Origin of the sequence: Alicycliphilus denitrificans (assembly GCF_044792555.1) — a bacterium.
GTDB lineage: Bacteria > Pseudomonadota > Gammaproteobacteria > Burkholderiales > Burkholderiaceae_C > Alicycliphilus > Alicycliphilus denitrificans_A.
The window spans coordinates 350,994-369,065 of record NZ_CP126238.1 but is presented as its reverse complement, the minus strand read 5'-3'; the positions used below and the strand labels follow the sequence as shown (position 1 = coordinate 369,065).

18 protein-coding genes are annotated in these 18,072 nt (G+C 69.0%); 6 read left to right on the top strand and 12 right to left on the bottom strand.

Annotated elements, in window-relative coordinates:
• Positions 1-35: 35 nt before the first annotated feature.
• The 4 genes from P7644_RS01670 to P7644_RS01655 form a co-directional block, all read right to left on the bottom strand.
• Positions 36-1,142 carry a glycosyltransferase gene (locus P7644_RS01670; RefSeq protein ID WP_404301286.1) on the bottom strand — a complete coding sequence of 369 codons (1,107 nt, stop codon included), beginning with the start codon at positions 1,140-1,142 and terminating at the stop codon, positions 36-38.
• Positions 1,143-1,212: 70 nt separating this feature from the next.
• A complete protein-coding gene (locus P7644_RS01665) occupies positions 1,213-1,419 on the bottom strand; it encodes a zinc-finger domain-containing protein (protein ID WP_404301285.1) in 207 nt (68 codons plus the stop codon).
• A 7-nt stretch (positions 1,420-1,426) separates the two neighbouring features.
• A complete protein-coding gene (locus P7644_RS01660) occupies positions 1,427-2,365 on the bottom strand; it encodes a branched-chain amino acid transaminase (protein WP_404301284.1) in 939 nt (312 codons plus the stop codon).
• A gap of 43 nt (positions 2,366-2,408) precedes the next feature.
• Positions 2,409-2,831 carry a glycerate kinase gene (locus P7644_RS01655; RefSeq protein WP_404301283.1) on the bottom strand — a complete coding sequence of 141 codons (423 nt, stop codon included), beginning with the start codon at positions 2,829-2,831 and terminating at the stop codon, positions 2,409-2,411.
• Between the two features lie 177 nt (positions 2,832-3,008).
• On the opposite strand from P7644_RS01655, the gene P7644_RS01650 reads away from it, so the two are divergent.
• Both P7644_RS01650 and P7644_RS01645 read left to right on the top strand, forming a co-directional pair.
• Entirely contained in the window at positions 3,009-4,433 is a 1,425-nt protein-coding gene (locus tag P7644_RS01650; protein ID WP_404301282.1) for an amidase, read from the top strand.
• A gap of 23 nt (positions 4,434-4,456) precedes the next feature.
• Complete coding sequence (locus P7644_RS01645; protein WP_404301281.1) at positions 4,457-5,452, top strand: Bug family tripartite tricarboxylate transporter substrate binding protein; 996 nt, start codon at positions 4,457-4,459, stop codon at positions 5,450-5,452.
• An 8-nt stretch (positions 5,453-5,460) separates the two neighbouring features.
• Here P7644_RS01645 and radA read toward each other — a convergent pair whose 3' ends face one another.
• A complete protein-coding gene (radA, locus tag P7644_RS01640; protein WP_404301280.1) occupies positions 5,461-6,843 on the bottom strand; it encodes a DNA repair protein RadA in 1,383 nt (460 codons plus the stop codon).
• A gap of 149 nt (positions 6,844-6,992) precedes the next feature.
• On the opposite strand from radA, the gene P7644_RS01635 reads away from it, so the two are divergent.
• A complete protein-coding gene (locus P7644_RS01635; protein ID WP_404301279.1) occupies positions 6,993-7,610 on the top strand; it encodes a glutathione S-transferase family protein in 618 nt (205 codons plus the stop codon).
• Positions 7,611-7,689: 79 nt separating this feature from the next.
• Here P7644_RS01635 and alr read toward each other — a convergent pair whose 3' ends face one another.
• Positions 7,690-8,787, bottom strand: coding sequence for an alanine racemase (alr, locus tag P7644_RS01630; protein WP_404301278.1), 1,098 nt, complete (start codon positions 8,785-8,787; stop codon positions 7,690-7,692).
• A gap of 141 nt (positions 8,788-8,928) precedes the next feature.
• Between alr and lplT the strand changes: the two genes are divergently transcribed.
• The 3 genes from lplT to P7644_RS01615 all read left to right on the top strand — a co-directional run bounded on the left by lplT (position 8,929) and on the right by P7644_RS01615 (position 12,252).
• Positions 8,929-10,206 carry a lysophospholipid transporter LplT gene (gene lplT / locus P7644_RS01625; RefSeq protein WP_404301277.1) on the top strand — a complete coding sequence of 426 codons (1,278 nt, stop codon included), beginning with the start codon at positions 8,929-8,931 and terminating at the stop codon, positions 10,204-10,206.
• Between the two features lie 60 nt (positions 10,207-10,266).
• The gene (locus tag P7644_RS01620) at positions 10,267-11,250 is read left to right on the top strand and encodes a methyltransferase domain-containing protein (protein WP_404301276.1); all 984 of its coding nucleotides are present in this window, start codon (positions 10,267-10,269) and stop codon (positions 11,248-11,250) included.
• A gap of 105 nt (positions 11,251-11,355) precedes the next feature.
• Positions 11,356-12,252 (top strand): DMT family transporter, encoded by an 897-nt coding sequence (locus P7644_RS01615; RefSeq protein ID WP_404301275.1) that lies wholly within the window; start codon positions 11,356-11,358, stop codon positions 12,250-12,252.
• Positions 12,253-12,408: 156 nt separating this feature from the next.
• Here the strand turns inward: P7644_RS01615 and P7644_RS01610 are convergent, their stop codons facing one another.
• From P7644_RS01610 to glcE, 6 genes are all read right to left on the bottom strand, one after another.
• Entirely contained in the window at positions 12,409-13,107 is a 699-nt protein-coding gene (locus P7644_RS01610; protein WP_404301274.1) for a PEP-CTERM sorting domain-containing protein, read from the bottom strand.
• A gap of 399 nt (positions 13,108-13,506) precedes the next feature.
• Positions 13,507-14,019 (bottom strand): AmiS/UreI family transporter, encoded by a 513-nt coding sequence (locus P7644_RS01605; protein ID WP_404301273.1) that lies wholly within the window; start codon positions 14,017-14,019, stop codon positions 13,507-13,509.
• Between the two features lie 19 nt (positions 14,020-14,038).
• Positions 14,039-14,851: a ProQ/FINO family protein gene (locus P7644_RS01600; protein WP_404301272.1), complete on the bottom strand. Its 813-nt coding sequence runs from the start codon at positions 14,849-14,851 to the stop codon at positions 14,039-14,041.
• Between the two features lie 53 nt (positions 14,852-14,904).
• Positions 14,905-16,143: a glycolate oxidase subunit GlcF gene (glcF, locus tag P7644_RS01595; protein ID WP_404301271.1), complete on the bottom strand. Its 1,239-nt coding sequence runs from the start codon at positions 16,141-16,143 to the stop codon at positions 14,905-14,907.
• A gap of 28 nt (positions 16,144-16,171) precedes the next feature.
• Positions 16,172-16,948: a YoaK family protein gene (locus tag P7644_RS01590; RefSeq protein WP_404301270.1), complete on the bottom strand. Its 777-nt coding sequence runs from the start codon at positions 16,946-16,948 to the stop codon at positions 16,172-16,174.
• A gap of 2 nt (positions 16,949-16,950) precedes the next feature.
• Complete coding sequence (gene glcE / locus P7644_RS01585; RefSeq protein WP_404301269.1) at positions 16,951-18,033, bottom strand: glycolate oxidase subunit GlcE; 1,083 nt, start codon at positions 18,031-18,033, stop codon at positions 16,951-16,953.
• Between the last annotated feature and the right edge of the window lie 39 nt (positions 18,034-18,072).

The following is an 18,072-nucleotide window of genomic DNA, read 5'->3' as shown; positions in this document are numbered from 1 at the left end:
GTCACCCCGCAAGAGATCTTGTTTGTCTTGACCATCTAATGCCGTGCTCCGGGCTCATTCAGCAGGGCACGGTAGCGCTGCCACATGGCGTCACGCCCATGAACCGCCAGCGCCTGGCTGCGTGCCGCCTGCCCCAGCCGCAGGGCCAGCGCCGGGTCTTGCAAGAGCCGCTGCAGCGCATCGGCCAGCGCGCCGGCATCGGCCTGCTCCACCAGCAGGCCGGTACGGCCATGCTCAATCACCTCACGCACGCCCAGCACCTGCGAGCCGACGCAGGCACAACCAGCGGCCATGGCCTCGACCAGGGCCAGGGGCATGCCCTCCCAGTGGGTGGACAGCACAAACACCTGGGTAGCGGCCAAGCGTTGCGGCAGGTCGGCCACATTGCCCAGGAACCGCACCTGCTCCTGCAGGCTCAGCCGGCGCACCAGGGCCTCGGCCTTGCGGCGCAGGCGTGCGCTGCCGCTGCCGGCCAGGTACAGCACCGGCGTCAGCCCCCGCTCGCGCAGCAGGCCCAGCGCCTGGATCAGGGTGGCATGGTCCTTTTGCCGCGCAAAGCGCGAGGCCATGAGGATGGCTGCCTCGCGCTGCTCCCAGCGCTGCGGCAGCAGGCTGGCGGGAAAGCGCTCCAGCGCAATACCGTTGGGAATAGCCAGGCATTTGTCTGGCGCAAAGCCGCGCTCTACCAGGGCCGTGCGCACGCCTTCGGATACACCAATGCTGGCCTGGGTATGGGGCTGCAGCGCCAGGGCCTGGCGCAGGCGCCGTGGCGTATAGCGCTCGCGCGCGTTGTGCTCGACGTGATAGATGCGCGGCACGCCCTCGGCCACCGCAGCGCGCCGACCCCAGATATGGTCGCTGAAGCCGTGGGCGAAGATTACATCGGGGCGCCAGGCGCGCATGATCTTGCGCAGCTCCCACACCGTGAGCGCATGCAACCAGTTGGACACCAGCCGCACCTGCAGCCCCTGATCGCGCAGCTGCTGTACGCGCGCCGCCGAGGTATTGCGCTTGCGCCGCAGCACCAGCAAGGTCTGCATGTCAGGCTCGCCCTGCGCGGCCAGGCACAGGTCCACCGCCACCTGGGTGGCGCCGGAAAACCCGCCCGTCACAAAATGCAGCACCCTCAGCGGTCGCGCCATGTCTTGTATAGATTGAGGGCGCCAATGAATGGCACCAATGGCCGCAACCCGGTAGCCGGGCTGCCGAGGATCAATGCCCGCCGTGGATTACCTCACCGGCCTTCAACTGGTACACGGTACCGCAATACGGGCACTGCGCCTGGCCCTGGTGGGCGATGTCCAGGTAGACGCGGGGATGGCTGCTCCACAGCTTCATGTCGGCCTTGGGATTCGGGCAGTGCACGCCGCCATTGCCGTCCAGGTCCTTGGCGAGCAGTTCAACGATTGCTTGTGTCATGGTGCGTTCAGACCTTGGTGAGCCAGTTGGCGTACTTGGGATTGCGGCCGTTGACGATGTCGAAGAAGGCCGTCTGGATCTTTTCCGTGAGCGGGCCGCGGCTGCCGCTGCCAATCTGCACACGGTCAAGCTCGCGGATCGGCGTGATCTCCGCGGCCGTGCCGCTGAAGAAGGCCTCGTCGGCGATGTAGACCTCGTCGCGCGTGATGCGCTTTTGCACCAGCTCCAGGCCCAGGTCCTTGCAGATGTGCAGCACGGTGTTGCGCGTGATGCCGTTCAGGGCGCCGGCCGACAGGTCGGGCGTGTAGACCACTCCGTCCTTGATGATGAACACGTTCTCGCCCGAGCCCTCGGAGACGAAGCCGGCGCTGTCCAGCAGCAGGGCCTCGTCGTAGCCGTCGTCCAGGGCCTCCATGTTGGCCAGGATGGAATTGGTGTAGTTGCTCGAGGCCTTGGCCTGCGTCATCGTGATGTTGACGTGGTGGCGCGTGAAGCTGCTGGTCTTGACGCGGATGCCGCGCTGCATTCCCTCTTCGCCCAGATAGGCGCCCCAGGCCCAGGCCGCGACCATCAGGTGGATCTTGTTGCCCTTGGGCGAGACGCCCAGTTTTTCCGAGCCGATCCAGGTGAGCGGGCGCAGGTAGCAGGACTCCAGGTTGTTGGCCCGCACCACGGCGCGCTGCGCCTCGTTCACCTCGTCCTTGGTGAACGGCATCTGCATGCGCAGGATCTTGGCGCTGTTGAACAGGCGGTCGGTGTGCTCCTGCAGGCGGAAGATGGCCGTGCCCTGCGCCGTCTTGTAGGCGCGCACGCCTTCGAAGGCGCCACAGCCGTAGTGCAGCGAGTGGGTCAGCACGTGGATCTTGGCATCGCGCCAGTCCACCATCTGGCCATCCATCCAGATCTTGCCGTCACGGTCGGCCATGGAGGGAACAACGGGGCTCATGGTGATCCTTTAGAGAACTGCGAAGGTCGCAAAGCCCGCGATTTTACGACCCACTGGCCGGCGTCGCGTCCTGGCGCGGCGCGGGGCGCACCAGTTCCCAGCGCGCCAGCCGGCCGCCCACGAATTCGCAGGTGACGTGCGACTGCGTGCCATCCGTCCAGCGGTAGACCTCGGGCTCCTGGCCCTCGGCCGAGAGCTGCTCGCCGAGCGCGCGCGTCATGGCCACCACATGCATCAGGTTCACGCCGGGCTTGAGCTTGGCGTTGAGCATCACGGCGCTGCCCACGTAGCCGACCGGGCTGTGCCGCGCCTTCTGCATCACGTTCATGAGGCGCGTGTAATGCAGCAACCCCCACATGACCAGGCCCCCGCTCACGGTGAGGATGCCCTGCGGGCCATAGGCCCGGTAGGCGGCGATGACGAGGACGACAATGCCCAGCGGAATGAAAATCTTGCGCCAATTCATGGCCGCATTGTCCTATGCGCGGCCGGTTGCACGGCTGTGGTTCGTGCGTAGTTCCCGACATTGCGCCGCGGCCTGCCCGCAGCCAATAATCCCCGGATCTTGGAGACAACGCTCCGCCCTGGCATGGCGCCAGGACGGCAATACAGAGTGAACGACGATTCCGCCCCGCTCGCGGGCATGCCCCCCCAATTGTGGCAATGGCCCGCGGCCGAACTGGCCCGCGCCATACGCGGCAAGCGCCTCTCCCCCGTGGAGGCCACCGCTGCCATCCTCGACCATGTGGCGGCGCAGCAGCCCCGGCTGAACTGCTTCATCACCGTGTGCGCCGACCAGGCGCTGGCGCAGGCCAGGGCCGCCGAAGCCGCCCTCATGCGCGGCGACGCCCTGGGCGCGCTGCACGGCGTGCCGTTCTCGGTGAAGGACATCGTCAACACCCGGGGCGTCGCCACCAGCTTCGGGGTGGTCCCGATGCGCGACAACGTCCCCGACCAGGACGCAGTGTCAGTGGCACGGCTGCGCGACGCGGGAGCGATCCTGATCGGCAAGACCACGACGCCCGAGTTCGGCTCCAAGGGTTTCACCGACGCCCCGCTGTTCGGCGCCACGCGCAATGCCTGGAGCGCCCGCCACACCTGCGGCGGCAGCAGCGGCGGCGCGGCGGTGGCCGTCGCGGCCGGCATGGCGCCGCTGGCCATCGCCACCGATGGCGGCGGCTCCACCCGCATCCCGGCCGCCTGCAATGGCGTGGTGGGCATCAAGCAGACCATCGGCGTGGTGCCGCACAGCCAGGCGCTGGACCTCTTCGGCAACCAGACCTACGCCACGCCGACCACGCGCACCGTGCTGGACACGGCGCTGATGCTGGACGCCATGGCCGGCCCCCACGCGTGCGACCCCTGGTCCCTGGGGCGACCGAGCGTGGACTATGCACAGGCAGTACGGGAGGCGCGCGACCTGCGCGGCAAGCGCTTTCGCTACAACCTCACGCCGCAGGGGCGCCGCGTATCGGCGCAGGTGGAGCAGGTCTTCCGCCAGGCGCTGCGCCATATCGAGTCGCTGGGCGGCAGCGTGGAGCCGTTCGAGGCCGAGCTGGACATCGAGCCCCTCTGGCGCACGGTGAACCACACCGTCTGGCGTGCCCGCTTCGCGCCGCTGGTGCAGCAGCATGGCGACGCCCTGAGCGCCACCTTCAGGCGCCAGATCGAGAGCGCGCAGGACTACAGCGCGCTCGACTACCAAAACGCGATGTTCGCGCGCTCCCGGCTGTTTCACACCGTGCAGGGCTGGCTGGACGGCGCGGACTTCCTGGTCATGCCGACGCTCACGCGCACGGCGCTGCCGCTGGGCACCGACATCTTCGACCGCATGGAGATCGACGGTATCGAGCTGGGCGACATCCGCGCCAACTGGTACCCCTGGACCATGCCGTTCAACATGACAGGCCACCCGGCCATCAGCATCCCGTGCGGTTTCGACGCCGAGCGGCTGCCGGTGGGCCTGCAGATCGTCGCCCCCATGTTCGCCGATGCGCACATGCTGCAGGCCGCGGCCTGCCTGGAGACTTCTTTCAACCTGCTGCAGGCCTGGCCTGACATGCGCTAAACCCAAGACTTGGAGACACCCCCATGACGACATACTCACGCCGCCACGCGCTGCTCGCCGGCGCGCTGGCCGCCCTGGCCGCCCTGGCCCTCGCATCCACCCCGGCCGCACGCGCCCAGGAAGGCGACTTCACGCGCATCGTGGTGGGCTTCGCGCCCGGCGGCGCGGCCGATTCGCTGGCGCGCATCTACGCCGAGCAGTTACGCCAGGACGGCCTGGGCAACGTGCTGGTCGAGAACAAGCCCGGCGCATCCTCGCGCCTGGCCCTGGACTACGTGAAGAAGGCGCCGGCCGATGGCAAGACCATCTTCATCGGCCCGTCGCCGATGTTCACCATCTTCCCGCTGACCTACAAGAAGCTCAGCTACGACCCCGACAAGGACCTGGTGCCGGTGGCCCTGCTGACCGACGTGCCCACCGTCATCGCCACCGCCGTCAACGCGCCCTACAAGACCATGGACCAGTATGTCCAGTGGCTCAAGAAGAACCCCGCCCAGGGCAGCCTGGGGCTGGCATCCATAGGCAGCGCCGGCCACCTGGGCGCCTTCGCGCTGAGCAAGGAACTGGGCCTGAGCGTCACCCCCACGCCCTACCGCGGCGCCACACCCATGCTGGTGGACGTGGTGGCCGGCAACGTCTCCATGGGCTGGGATGCCGTCGCGAGCATGATGCCGCTGTACCGGGGCAACAAGCTGCATTTCCTGGGAGTCAGCGGCACGCGCCGCATCAAGGCCCTGCCCGAGGTGCCCACCGCGTTCGAGCAGGGCTACAAGCAGTTCGAGCACGCCACCAGCTGGTACGGCGCCTATGTGAGCGGCGCCACGCCCGAGCCGCTCAAGGCGCGCCTGCAGGAGGCCTTCGTCAAGGCCTCCCGCAACCCGGCCACGGCTGCCAGGCTCGAAGACCTCGGCCTGGAGGTCGTGGGCAAGTCCGGCGCGGACGCCCGGGAGCGCATGCTCAAGGAGCGCGCCGCCTGGAGCCCCATCGTCAAGGCATCGGGCTTCGAAGCCCAAGACTGATAAGTGCTTCAGCCCAGGCCGCGCACGGCGGCCATGGCCTCATCCACGCGCTCCACGGCGTGGATCTCCAGCCCGGGGATGGGCTTCTTGGGTGCATTCGCCTTGGGCACCACGGCCATGGTGAAGCCCAGCTTGGCGGCCTCCTTCAGGCGCTCCTGGCCGCGCGGCGCGGGGCGCACCTCGCCGGCCAGGCCCACCTCGCCGAAGGCGATGAAGCCCTTGGGCAGGGCCCGGCCACGCAGACTGCTGGTGATGGCCAGCATCGCCGCCAGATCGGCCGCGGGCTCGCTGATGCGCACGCCGCCCACGGCGTTGACGAACACGTCCTGGTCCGCGCAGGCCACGCCCGCGTGGCGGTGCAAAACCGCCAGCAGCATGGCCAGGCGGTCGCGCTCCAGCCCTACCGACAGGCGCCGCGGGCTGGGGCCGCCGCCATCGACCAGCGCCTGGATCTCCACCAGCAGCGGGCGCGTGCCCTCCAGCGTGACCAGCACGCAGCTACCCGGGACCGGCTCGCTGTGCTGGGAGAGGAAGATCGCGCTGGGGTTGGCCACGCCCTTCAGGCCGCGCTCGGTCATGGCGAACACGCCGATCTCGTTCACGGCGCCGAAACGGTTCTTGATGGCACGCACCAGGCGGAAGCTGCTGTGCGTGTCGCCCTCGAAGTACAGCACCGTGTCCACCATGTGCTCCAGCACGCGCGGGCCGGCGAGCGCGCCCTCCTTGGTCACATGGCCCACGAGGATCACGGCGATGCCCGTGGCCTTGGCCAGGCGCGTGAGGTGGGCCGCGCATTCGCGCACCTGGGCCACCGAGCCGGGCGCACTGGTGAGCTGGTCGGAATAGACGGTCTGGATGGAGTCGATCACCGCCACCGCGGGCTGCGTGGCCTCGATGGTGGCGAGGATTTTTTCCAGCTGGATTTCGGCCAGCACGCTCACCTGGCTGCCCTCCAGCCCCAGCCGGCGCGAGCGCAGCGCCACCTGGGCGCCGCTTTCCTCGCCCGTCACGTACAGCGTGGGCAGGCCCACGCGGTGCAGCGCGTCCATGGCCTGCAAGAGCAGCGTGGACTTGCCGATGCCCGGATCGCCGCCGATGAGTACCACGCCGCCCTCCACCACGCCGCCGCCGAGCACGCGGTCCAGCTCCTCGATGCCGCTGGCGGTGCGCGCCACCTCGCTGGCCTCGATGGCGGCCAGCGGCATCACCGCCTGCGCCTGCGCCAGGCCCGCGTACTGGCCCGCGCCACTCAGGCGGTTCTTGCCGCGGCCAGCCTCGGGCACGGACTCGATCAGCGTGTTCCAGGCGCCGCAGCCAGGGCATTTGCCGAGCCAGCGCGGGCTGGTGGTGGCGCATTCGTTGCAGGTGTAGAGGGTTTTGTCCTTGGCCATGGGGTGGGCACTATAGACGGTGACAATCGCCCCCGGAAAAACGCCCGCCCACTCGCCCAGTGCGGCCCCAGGGCATCCGGATTTGCGATAAATTAGCACAAAACCATTGACTAGACTGCGCAAGCAGCTCTCATTAAAGGAGCATCAACATGACGGCATTGACCCTGTACTACGCCCCTGGCACCTGCGCCCAGGCCGTGCGCATTGCGCTGGAGGAGGCGCAGGCGCCGTACACCGCAGTGCGCATGGACTTCGCCAGCCAGCAGCAGCGCTCGCCCGAATACCTGGCGATCAACCCCAAGGGCCGGGTGCCGGCACTGGTCACCGAGCACGGCGTGCTCACCGAGACCCCGGCCCTGCTGATGTACGTGGCGCAGCGCTTTCCACAGGCGCGCCTGGCGCCACTGGACGACCCCTTCGCCCTGGCGCGCATGCAGGAGCTGCACAGCTTCCTGGCATCCACGGTACATGTGGCCCACGCCCACCGCCCGCGCGCCAGCCGCTGGGCCGACGAGCCCGAGGCCCAGGCCGCCATGCAGCGCAAGGTGCCGGCCAACATGACCGAGTGCTTTGCCCTGATCGAGCGTCACTACCTGGGCGACAAGCCCTGGGTTCTGGGGGAGCAGTACACGGTGGCCGATGGCTACCTGTTCACCATGGCGGGCTGGCTCAAGAGCGACAGCGTCGATATTGCGCAGTTCCCCAGGGTGGCGGCGCACTACGCGCGCATGGCGCAGCGCCCGGCGGTGCAGCGGGCGCTGGCCTGAAAAGGCCGAGGCGGCCACTGACCGCCTGATGCCGGCAAGATGCCGGCGCCCCCTCCAGCCGCGGAGGGAACCGCGGCGGTCAGTCCTGCACCGCCACCGGCACGCGCGGCGCCAGCGCGCACATCAGCTCATAGCCCACGGTGCCCGCGGCCTGGGCCACCTCGTCAATGGGCAGCACGGCGCCATTGGCGGCGCGACCCCAGAGCGTGACCTCGGCGCCCAGGCCGGCGCCGGGCACGGGCGTCAGGTCCACGGTGAGCATGTCCATGCTCACGCGGCCGATGGTGCGCGTGCGCACGCCGTTGACCAGCACCGGGGTGCCGGTGTCGCAGTGGCGCGGATAGCCGTCGGCATAGCCGCAGGCCACCACGCCGATGGCGAGCGGCCCCTCGGCCGTGAAGCGCGAGCCGTAGCCCACGGTGTCGCCCGCCTGCAGCTGCTGCACGCCGATGATGCGCGCGGTCAGCGTCATGGCCGGCTGCAGCTTCCAGTCGGCGGTGGTGCGCCCGGGGTGGTCGGGCGCGCTGCCATACAGCACGATGCCGGCGCGCACCCAGTCCAGGCGCACATCCGCCTCGCCGCCGTGGCGCAGGATGGCGGCGCTGTTGGCGATGCAGCGCTCGCCCGGCAGGTCCTGCGTGGCGCGGTGAAAGGCCTGCACCTGGTGGGCGATGCCGCGCGCGCCGTCGGCGTCGGAAAAATGCGTCATGAAAGAGATCTCGTCCACCTGCGGCAGCGCATTCAGGCGCGCCCAGGCGCTGCGGTAGCGCTCGGGAGTGAAGCCCAGGCGGTTCATGCCGGAATTCATCTTCAGGAACACACGGTGCGGCACCTGGGTCTTGTGCGCCGCCAGCCAGTCGATCTGCGCGTCGCAGTGCACGGCATGCCACAGCGAAAGGCGCGAGCACAGCTCCAGGTCGCGCGGCTCGAACACCCCCTCCAGCAGCAGGATGGGGCCGCGCCAGCCCAGGGCGCGCAGCTGCTGCGCCTCGGTCAGGTCCAGCAGGGCAAAGCCGTCGGCCGAGCGCAGCCCCTCAAACACGCGCTCGATGCCATGACCGTAGGCATTGGCCTTGACCACAGCCCACAGGCGCGCATCGGGCGCGGCGCGGCGCGCGCGCTCCAGATTGTGCTGCACGGCGGCGGGGTGGATGGTGGCGAGGATGGGGCGCGGCATGGGGCAGAGTTTTCACGTAGCGACGGGGGCCATTCTGGCACCGGGCCCGCGGGGCTGCGTGATATAACCGCCCGTCGCTCCGCGGAGTGTTTCCAAATATCACAAACCATCGGCCATGCCGGTGGAAGCACCAGCCATCCGATGAAGCGCGGTTTCTACACCATCATGTCGGCGCAGTTCTTCAGCTCGCTGGCCGACAACGCCTTGTTCGTGACCGCGGTGGAGCTGCTGCGCACCAGCGGCGCACCCGAGTGGCAGCGTGCCGCCCTGGTGCCCATGTTCGCGCTGTTCTATGTGCTGCTGGCGCCCTTCGTGGGCGCGTTTGCCGACTCCATGCCCAAGGGGCGCGTGATGTTCATCAGCAATGCCATCAAGGTGGTTGGCTGCCTGATGATGCTGTTCGGCTCGCACCCGCTGCTGGCCTACGGCGTGGTGGGCCTGGGCGCGGCGGCGTACTCGCCGGCCAAGTACGGCATCCTCACCGAACTGCTGCCGACCTCGCAGCTGGTCAAGGCCAACGGCTGGATCGAGGGGCTGACGATCGCCTCCATCATCCTGGGCGTGCTGCTGGGCGGCCAGCTGGTGGCGCCGCATGTCTCCGGCTTGCTGCTGGGTCTGGACATGCCGGGCGTGGACCTGGGGCTGGACCTGCCGGCCGAGACCGCCATCCTCGCCCTGGTGCCGGTGTACATGCTGGCGGCGGGCTTCAACCTGCGCATTCCGCTGACCGGGGCTCCCATGCGGCCCATGTCGCGCCAGCTGCTGGTGCTGCTGCAGGACTTCTGGGCCTGCAATACCCGCCTGTGGCGCGACAAGCTGGGGCAGATCTCGCTGTCCACCACCACGCTGTTCTGGGGCGTGTCGGGCAACCTGCGCTACATCGTGCTGGCCTGGAGCGCTGTGGCCCTGGGCTACAGCACCACGCAGGCCTCGGCCCTGGTAGGCGTGGTGGCCATTGGCACGGCCGCCGGGGCGGTACTGGCCTCCACCCGCACGCAGCTGGACAAGGCCACGCGCGTGCTGCCGCTGGGCGTGGCCATGGGCCTGGTGGTGATCCTCATGAACGCCATCCACAGCATCTGGCTGGCCGTGCCGTTTTTGATCGTGCTGGGTGGCCTGGGCGGGTTCCTGGTGGTGCCCATGAACGCGCTGCTGCAGCACCGCGGCCACAACCTCATGGGCGCGGGGCGCTCCATCGCGGTGCAGAACTTCAACGAACAGGCGGCCATCCTGTGCATGGGCGTGCTCTACAGCCTGTTCACCAAATGGGGCCTGTCGGCCTATGGCGCCATCGCCGCCTTCGGCCTGCTGGTGGCGCTGGTGATGCTGGTGATCCTGCGCTGGCATGCCCACAACGTGCGCCACTACCCCAAGGAAATGGTGCAGCTGCGCAGGATAGCGCGCCTGGATCAGCACTGACCGGGACCGGCGCGCGACTGCGTGCGCAATGGCAAGATATGCGCCAAGGAGGCAGACGCCATGCATCAGGAGTCAAGCAACGCATCCAGGGGGCCCGACACACCGGCGCTGACACAACAGTTCTGGTGCCCCGCATGCCACGATGGCGCGCTGCACCCCGAGGCGGGCGCGATGCGCTGCGCCGCCTGCGCGCAGGCCTACCCTGTGCGGCGCGGCACGCCCGTGCTCATCGTCGACGAGCGCTCGGTGTTCACGCGCGACGATTTCACCGACTCCAGCATGTATGAGGGCGCCGCCTACGGCACCCATATCGACAGCACCCATGGGCTGCGCAGCGGCTATCGCCAGCTGATGCGATTTCTGAAGGACTGGGGAACCGCATCCGCCAGCACCTCCTCCTCGGCGGCCATCACGGAGGTCTGCCGGCAACGCAGCCGCCCCCGGATCCTAGTGATCGGCGCCGGTGTCGTGCGCTTCGACCAGGCGGCCGATTTCACCTACACCGATGTGTCGTTCTCGGACGGCATTGCATGTCTGGCCGATGCGCACGATCTGCCGTTCGCCGACGCCAGCTTCGACATGGTGGTGGCCGTCGCAGTGCTCGAGCATGTCGCCGACCCGCAGCGGGTGGAGGCGGAAATGCGGCGGGTGCTGGTCCACGACGGATGGGTCTATGCCGCTACCCCGTTCCTGCAGCCCGTGCACATGGGGGCGTACGATTTCACCCGTTTCACGCACCTGGGTCACCGCCGTCTTTTCCGGCACTACAGCGAGATCGACTCTGGCCCCGCCCTGGGACCGGGCTGGGTGCTGGGCAGCGCATGGCACTCTTTCCTGGTCAGCTTCTCGCGGGGACGATGGTCCCGGCGCCTGCTCAATCTTGCCGGCACCCTGCTGTCCATCCCATGGCGTTGGCTCGACCCCCTCACGCTGCGCACGCCCGCCGGCAGCGACGCGGCAGGCAGCGTGTATTTCTTTGGTCGGCGCGCCGCGCAGCCGATCAGCGACCGCGAACTGATCGGCCTTTACCGCGGGGGCGGCTGACAGCGGCACAATGCGCGCCTCGATGATGCCCCCGGGCAGGCTCGAACAGTCCCATTTTTGATAGCTGTATGCGCTTTACTGATGCGCGTTAGCGGCATTTATTACATGCATTCACCCCTCCCCATCCTGGCCCTGTTGTTCAACGCCTTCGTCTGGGGCCTGTCCTGGTGGCCGTTTCGGCAGATGCATGACGCGGGCCTGCACCCGCTGTGGGCCACGGCGCTGATGTACTGCGCCATCCTCGCAGGCATGCTGGCGCTGCGCCCCGGCGTCCTGGCGCAGTTGCGTGCCCACCCAGGCCTGTGGCTGCTGGCGCTGAGCTCGGGGCTGAACAATGTGGCCTTCAACTGGGCCATCACCATCGGCGACGTGGTGCGCGTGATCCTACTGTTCTACCTGATGCCAGCCTGGGCCGTGCTGCTGGCCTGGCGCATCCTGGGCGAGCGGCCCACGCCGCAGGCGCTGATGCGGCTGCTGCTGGCCTTTTGCGGCGTGCTGCTGGTGCTGTGGCCCGCCGAGGGCGGGGCGCGGCGCCTGCTCGCGGCACTGACGCTGGCCGATGCGCTGGCCCTGCTGGGGGGCTTCATGTTTGCCGTGACCAATGTCACCCTGCGCCGCCTGCACGCCGTGCCGGGGCAGGCGCGCATGTTCGCCATGTTCGGCGGCTGCATGCTGCTGGCGCTGCTGGCGGCCAACCTGGGGCGATCCATGGGGCTGGTGGGCGCGTTTCCGCCACCCAACACCACCTGGGTCGCCGTGGCCGCGCTGCTGGCGCTGTTGCTGATGGTGGGCAACTGGGCCCTGCAGTTTGGCGCCGCACGCCTGGCGGCGGGCACGACGGCGGTGGTCATGCTGTCGGAGGTGGTGTTCGCCAGCGGCTCGTCGGTGCTGCTGGACGCGGCCCGGCTCACGGCCGGCACGCTGGCGGGCGGTGCCTTGATCCTGCTGGCAGCGCTGCTGGCCAGCTTGCCGCAGCTGCGTACCGCAATGCGCAGCAAGTAATGGCCCCCGCCTGGTTGAGCGGACTGTCCCAGGCGGATCAAGCGGCCATGTGCGGGCAGCACACCGCTTGACCACGCGGCATCCGGGACGGGAACAGCAGGATTGCGCCCCTGCCCGCACCGTCCCATGCCACGAAAGGCTCACCCATCCCTTACATCAGCCGGCTTTTTTCTGGCGGCGGCCCAGAACGGCCAGGCCTGCCATGCCCAGGCCCAGCAGGGCCAGCGAACCAGGCTCAGGCACCGACCCACCGGGCGGGATGACGGAGCCAAAGCCGTCGAGGTAGACATAGCCGGCATGGCCGCCATAGGGGCAGTCCGAGGCCAGCAGCGTCAGGGTGAAGTCATGCCCCACCGCGCCCAGCGCCAGCAGGTCAATCTGCTCCACTACCCAGCCCGAGGAGAACCAACCTCCGGACTGGAACGGAGTCCAGGTCACGCCCGTCGTCCCCGAGCCAATGGCGCCTGCCGAACTGTAGGCGCGGCTCACCAGGTCTACGCCGTCCGTGTCATCCCTCAGGGTGAGGGAGAAGTAGTCGGAGTCTGTCAGGGTATGGGAGGCCTGCAGCACCGCATTCCAGGCGAAGAAGATGTTGTTGTCGGTGTAGTTGGTCACCGACTGGCGCAGGGTCGAGACGGAGTAGTCGTTCACGCTGTCGTTGACCCGGACCGAGTTGTTGCCACTGTAGACCTGGGCGGCTCCGGTGATCGGATCGACACCGACGGTCATGAGGGTGTTGTTGGGCGTGCCCGCGTTGTAGGTCGCGGGATTGACGGGCGGCGCAGGACTGCCAGTCCAAGTACCGCCGCCGCCCAGCCAGCCATTGAGGTTGCCGTCCTCAAAGCCGCCGTTCACGAAACTATTTGCATACGCCGATGAGCTGAGCGCCAGGAGAATCGTCGTTGCCATCGGAACCAGTTTCTTGCACATATCGATTCCTTTCCAGGTGACGTAGGAAATGACACCTGGAAAATGAGAAGCAGTATTCGTGCCACCGAAAATAGGCCTTGATTTGATTGAACTTTTTCCGGGAGCGCAGGTTTCCTCTGGAAAAATCGTAAAAAACATCGACACACTGCGCATCCGGCGCCAGGGCCTGCCCATGCAGGATGCGCGCAGAGCGGCGCTGACCATGCCGCAGGCGTGCAGCGAAGACCCGCGGTCTTGCTAGCTGTCACGGGCCAAACAATTGTTGCCTTTCAGGCCATTTGCGCATACCCAGCATGCGCACGATGCTATTTATTTAATAACACATCAAAGCCGTCCGGCGAGCAGCAGATACCCCGGCAGCCATCCGGTCAGCACGCCCTGCACCAGGCATAGCGCACCCGTGGCCCGCCCTATGTCGCGGCCCAGGGCCAGCAAGGCCCAGAACGCCGCCCACAGCACGGCCCAGGCGGCCCAATTGGCGCCCATCCACCAGTCCAGCAGGCTGTGCGCGCCGGCCAGGGTCTCCAGCGCCACGGGCACGGCGGTAAGCGCCACGAACAGGCTGAACCAGCCCAGGCCGCGCCCGTCGGCGCCGCTGAAGCGGTTGATGGCCACCCACAGGTAGGTGAAGGCAAACAGCAGCGTCAACGCGCCGTTCCTCACCGAGACCTCGTCCGCCATGGGGCCGAAGATGGAGCACAGGCCTATGGCCAGCGACACCAGGCCGGCAAACAGGTTGATGACCCAGATCTCGCGGTCCGCAATGTGCCCGCGCATCCACAGGCCGTTCAGGCACAGCACGGCGCCCACGTAGAACAGCGACACGCCCAGCCACATATTGGCGCCCGCTCAGGGATCAGGCGCGGCGCAGCTGCTGCGCGCGTGCCAGGGCGCGCTGCACGGCGCGCGCATCCATGCCGTACATGTCGGCAAACTGCTCGGGCGTGGCGCCGCTGGCCTCGAAGGCACGCGCCAGGGCCTCGGCCTTGGCGTCGCGCTCGGCGACCTCGGCAAAGGCCGCGTCGAGCAGGGTGTTGGCACGCTCGTCGCGGCCGCGCACCAGGGCGTCATAGGCCTCGCGCGTGAGGCCCGAGGCCTCGAAAGCCTGGGCAATGCGGCGGCGCAGCTTGTCCGCCAGGTCCTCGCCATCGCGCGGCTTGCGCCGGCGGAACACCTCCAGCAGCGCGTGGTGCACATGCTCGGGCGCCATGTCCTCCACGGGCTGGCCCTGCAGGTCATGGCGCGGCAGGCCCTGGGCCACGGCATTCAGGTAGCGCGTGGAGCGCGTGTGGATGGACAGCGCGAGCTTGAGCGCGTCCTTGTCGATAGCCTCGCCGTGCGCGGCCATCAGGTCGTGGAAGATGCCGCGCTTGAGCGGCAGGAACTGCGCGCCAAACAGCTGCGGGTACCAGCCGGCCAGTTGCTCGAGCAAGGGGTGGGTGGCGCGGCGCGGCTGTGGCTTGCCGGCACCGGCCGGGTCGGCGGCGGCGGCCTGCGGGCTCTGCGCGCGCCCGGAGTGGCGACGTCCGCCGCGGCGGCCCGCACGGCGCTCACGCGGTGCGCCCTGCTCGCCCGCGGCGGCCCCGGCAGCGGGGCTGGCCACGGGCTGGGCGGGTGGCACGGCTTCGGCGGATGGCGGTTGTGGTGCGTCGTTCACGGTGTCGTTCATGGCTCAAAAACGCGCGGCATGGCCGATGCGGCGCGGCAGATCAAAACCCGCGATCATGCCAGCAATGCCTCATCCAGCAATTCGACCCAGTGTTTCACGGGTATCGCCGTGCCGCTTTGCAGATGCGTGATGCAGCCCATGTTGGCCGACAGGATGGCCGTGGGCGGCTGCTCGGGGAAGGCCTCGCCCAGGGCACCCAGCTTGCGGTCGCGCAGCTGGCAGGACAGCTCAGGATTGAGCACGGAATAGGTGCCGGCCGCGCCGCAGCACAGGTGCGACTCGGTGCGCGCCACGCGCAGGGTGAAGCCCAGCGCCGCCATATGCTGCTGCACGCCGCCGCGCAGCTTCTGGCCATGCTGCAGCGTGCAGGGCGGGTGGTAGGCAAAGGCGCGCCCGGCGGGGCGCACGCGCTCCTTCAAGAGCGGCACCAGCTCGGGCAGCAGCTCCGACAGGTCGCGCGTCAGGCCGCTCACGCGCGCCGCCTTGTCGGCATACCGCGGGTCCAGGCGCAGCAGGTGGCCGTATTCCTTGACCGTGACGCCGCAGCCCGAGGCGTTCATGACGATGCATTCCACCTCGCCGCGCTCGATATAAGGCCACCAGGCGTCGATGTTGGCGCGCATCTGGGCCAGGCCGCCCTCCTGGTCGTTCAGGTGGAACCTGACGGCGCCGCAGCAGCCGGCCTCGGGCGCAACCAGGGTCTCAATGCCCGCGGCGTCGAGCACGCGCGCCGTGGCAGCGTTGATATTGGGCGCCATGGCGGGCTGCACGCAGCCTGCGAGCAGCAGCACCTTGCGCGCGTGCGCCCGCGCAGGCCAGGCGCCCGCAGCCTGGCGCGGCGGCACTTTGGCGCGCAGGCGTTCGGGCAGCAGGCCGCGCACGGCCTGGCCGACCTTCATGGCGGGCGCGAACAGCGGCGAGGGCAGGCCCTCCTTGAGCGCCCAGCGCACCGCGGCCTCGCCGCGCGGGCGCGGCACCTTGGCATCGACGATGCGCCGGCCTATGTCCACCAGGTGGCCGTACTGCACGCCGCTCGGGCAGGTGCTCTCGCAGTTGCGGCAGGTCAGGCAGCGGTCCAGGTGCAGCTGGGTCTTGCGCGTGGGCTCCTGGCCCTCCAGCACCTGCTTGATCAGGTAGATGCGCCCGCGCGGGCCGTCCAGCTCGTCGCCCAGCAGCTGGTAGGTGGGACAGGTGGCGGTGCAAAAGCCGCAGTGCACGCATTTGCGCAGGATGGCCTCGGCCTCCTGGCCTTCGGGCGTGTTTTGGTACTGGGGTGCGAGCTGGGTCTGCATGGCGGATCCTTGGCTGTGAACTGTGGATTCAATGGGGCCGGCGCGCACGCCAGGCGCGCCACAGCGCCGCCAGGCGGTCCATATCGGCCAGCAGCGGCGGCAGCGACAGTGCCAGCAGAATGGCCGCCAGCGGCACCACCCAGACAAAGCCCACGTACTTGAAACCCGCCGCGCCCACCACGCCGCCGACCGTGAACATGGCCAGCAGGCTGGCAAACAGGCGCAGGCGCGTGCGGTTGGCGCGCACCAGGGCTTGCGGCGGCGTGCCGCTGCGGTTCCAGTACAAGGCCTTGCCGATCTCTATCCCCAGGTCGGTGACCACGCCGGTCACATGCGTGGTGCGGATCTCGGCCGACGACATCTTGGTCACCACCGCGTTCTGCAGGCCCATCAGAAAAGCCAGCAGCAGCACCGTGAGCGGCACGGAAAACGGCGTCGGCCAGGCCAGCGTGACGGCGCCGGCCAGGCCGAACAGCAGCATCAGCACGGCCTCCAGCAGCAGCGGCAGCGCATAGGTGCTGCGCAGGTGGCGCTGGCGCGCCCAGTTGACCATGATGGCCGTGCTGCCGGCGCCCGACATGAAGGCCCACAGCGTGCCCACCGCGGCCAGCACCAGCGCCATCTGACCCAGTACCAGGTGGTCCGCCAGCGAGGCCACCACGCCCGTCATGTGCGAGGTGTACATGTGCACCACCAGAAAGCCGCCCGCGTTCACCGCTCCGGCATTGAAGGCCAGCAGCAGGCCCAGCGTGCGGTTGGCAACCGTGGTGCGATGCCGCCCGGTCAGGTGACGCAGCAGGCGCATGGCTAGACGGGGTTCAGGATGCCGGCCGGGTCGAATGCGCTCTTGAGCCGCCGGTGAATGCTGGCCAGCGCCGCGGAATTTGCATCAAAAGTGGCTCCAACGCCCACCCCATCAGCGTTATCAGCTACAAAACATGATGCAGTGCCGCCCGCCTGCGCGGCCAGCGCGCGCAGCGCATCGCCGTGCTGCGGCGGCGCCTGCACCCAGCGCAGGCCGCCATGCCACTCGAGCAGCGGCGCCGCCACGCCCGCGGGCAGCTGCAGCACCGGCGCCGTCTGCGGCAGCGACAGGCGCCACAGCGCATGGCCCGGCGCGCGCGCCGTGAACCAGGGCAGGCGCTGGTCGCGGCAGGCCTGCCAGTCGTCGGGCACATTGGGCGCGTCCTGCAGCTCGCCGCCCATGCCGCGGCAGGCAGCATCGACCGCCGCACGCGCGCCGCGCAGGCGCACGTAGAGCTGGCCCCGGCCGCCGTCCTCGACCCAGCAGCTGGCGTTGAGCGGCAGCGGCCGGCCGCCCCAGGCATGCAGGCGCCTGAGGGCCTCGGCCTGGCCGCAGTCGAAGCGCAGCGTGGCCTCGGCCGGCGGCACGGGCAGCACCTTGAGGCTGACCTCGGTGATCACGCCCAGCTGCCCCCAGCTGCCCGCCATGAGGCGCGAGACGTCGTAGCCGGCGACGTTCTTCATCACCTGGCCGCCAAAGCGCAGCAGCTCGCCGCGGCCGTTGACGATCTCCACCCCCAGCACATAGTCGCGCAGCGCGCCCACGCTGGCGCGCGCCGGCCCCGACAGGCCGGCCGCCACCATGCCGCCCACGGTACCGCCGGGCGCGAAGCGCGGCGGCTCGAACGGCAGGCTCTGGCCATGCTGCGCGAGCAGCGCCTCCAGCTCGGCCAACGGCGTGCCGGCCAGGGCCGTGACCACCAGCTCGCTGGGCTCGTAGCTCACGATGCCGGCCAGCGGCCGCATGTCCAGCGGCGCGCCCGGGCCATGAAAGTCCTTGGTGCCGCCGCCGCGGATGCGCAGCGGGGTTTGGCGCTCGGCGCTGTCGCGCACGCGGTCGATGATCTGGCTAAGGGCTGCGTCCATGGGGGCCATGGTACTGCCCCGCCCCGAAGCGGCGTGCCC

What these genes read in the sequence shown, in the direction of transcription:
- P7644_RS01670 (WP_404301286.1), bottom strand. Translation starts at nt 1,142, where the DNA reads ATGGCGCGACCGCTGAGGGTGCTGCATTTTGTGACGGGCGGGTTTTCC.
- P7644_RS01665 (WP_404301285.1), bottom strand. Translation starts at nt 1,419, where the DNA reads ATGACACAAGCAATCGTTGAACTGCTCGCCAAGGACCTGGACGGCAAT.
- P7644_RS01660 (WP_404301284.1), bottom strand. Translation starts at nt 2,365, where the DNA reads ATGAGCCCCGTTGTTCCCTCCATGGCCGACCGTGACGGCAAGATCTGG.
- P7644_RS01655 (WP_404301283.1), bottom strand. Translation starts at nt 2,831, where the DNA reads ATGAATTGGCGCAAGATTTTCATTCCGCTGGGCATTGTCGTCCTCGTC.
- P7644_RS01650 (WP_404301282.1), top strand. Translation starts at nt 3,009, where the DNA reads ATGCCCCCCCAATTGTGGCAATGGCCCGCGGCCGAACTGGCCCGCGCC.
- P7644_RS01645 (WP_404301281.1), top strand. Translation starts at nt 4,457, where the DNA reads ATGACGACATACTCACGCCGCCACGCGCTGCTCGCCGGCGCGCTGGCC.
- radA (WP_404301280.1), bottom strand. Translation starts at nt 6,843, where the DNA reads ATGGCCAAGGACAAAACCCTCTACACCTGCAACGAATGCGCCACCACC.
- P7644_RS01635 (WP_404301279.1), top strand. Translation starts at nt 6,993, where the DNA reads ATGACGGCATTGACCCTGTACTACGCCCCTGGCACCTGCGCCCAGGCC.
- alr (WP_404301278.1), bottom strand. Translation starts at nt 8,787, where the DNA reads ATGCCGCGCCCCATCCTCGCCACCATCCACCCCGCCGCCGTGCAGCAC.
- lplT (WP_404301277.1), top strand. Translation starts at nt 8,929, where the DNA reads ATGAAGCGCGGTTTCTACACCATCATGTCGGCGCAGTTCTTCAGCTCG.
- P7644_RS01620 (WP_404301276.1), top strand. Translation starts at nt 10,267, where the DNA reads ATGCATCAGGAGTCAAGCAACGCATCCAGGGGGCCCGACACACCGGCG.
- P7644_RS01615 (WP_404301275.1), top strand. Translation starts at nt 11,356, where the DNA reads ATGCATTCACCCCTCCCCATCCTGGCCCTGTTGTTCAACGCCTTCGTC.
- P7644_RS01605 (WP_404301273.1), bottom strand. Translation starts at nt 14,019, where the DNA reads ATGTGGCTGGGCGTGTCGCTGTTCTACGTGGGCGCCGTGCTGTGCCTG.
- P7644_RS01600 (WP_404301272.1), bottom strand. Translation starts at nt 14,851, where the DNA reads ATGAACGACACCGTGAACGACGCACCACAACCGCCATCCGCCGAAGCC.
- glcF (WP_404301271.1), bottom strand. Translation starts at nt 16,143, where the DNA reads ATGCAGACCCAGCTCGCACCCCAGTACCAAAACACGCCCGAAGGCCAG.
- P7644_RS01590 (WP_404301270.1), bottom strand. Translation starts at nt 16,948, where the DNA reads ATGCGCCTGCTGCGTCACCTGACCGGGCGGCATCGCACCACGGTTGCC.
- glcE (WP_404301269.1), bottom strand. Translation starts at nt 18,033, where the DNA reads ATGGACGCAGCCCTTAGCCAGATCATCGACCGCGTGCGCGACAGCGCC.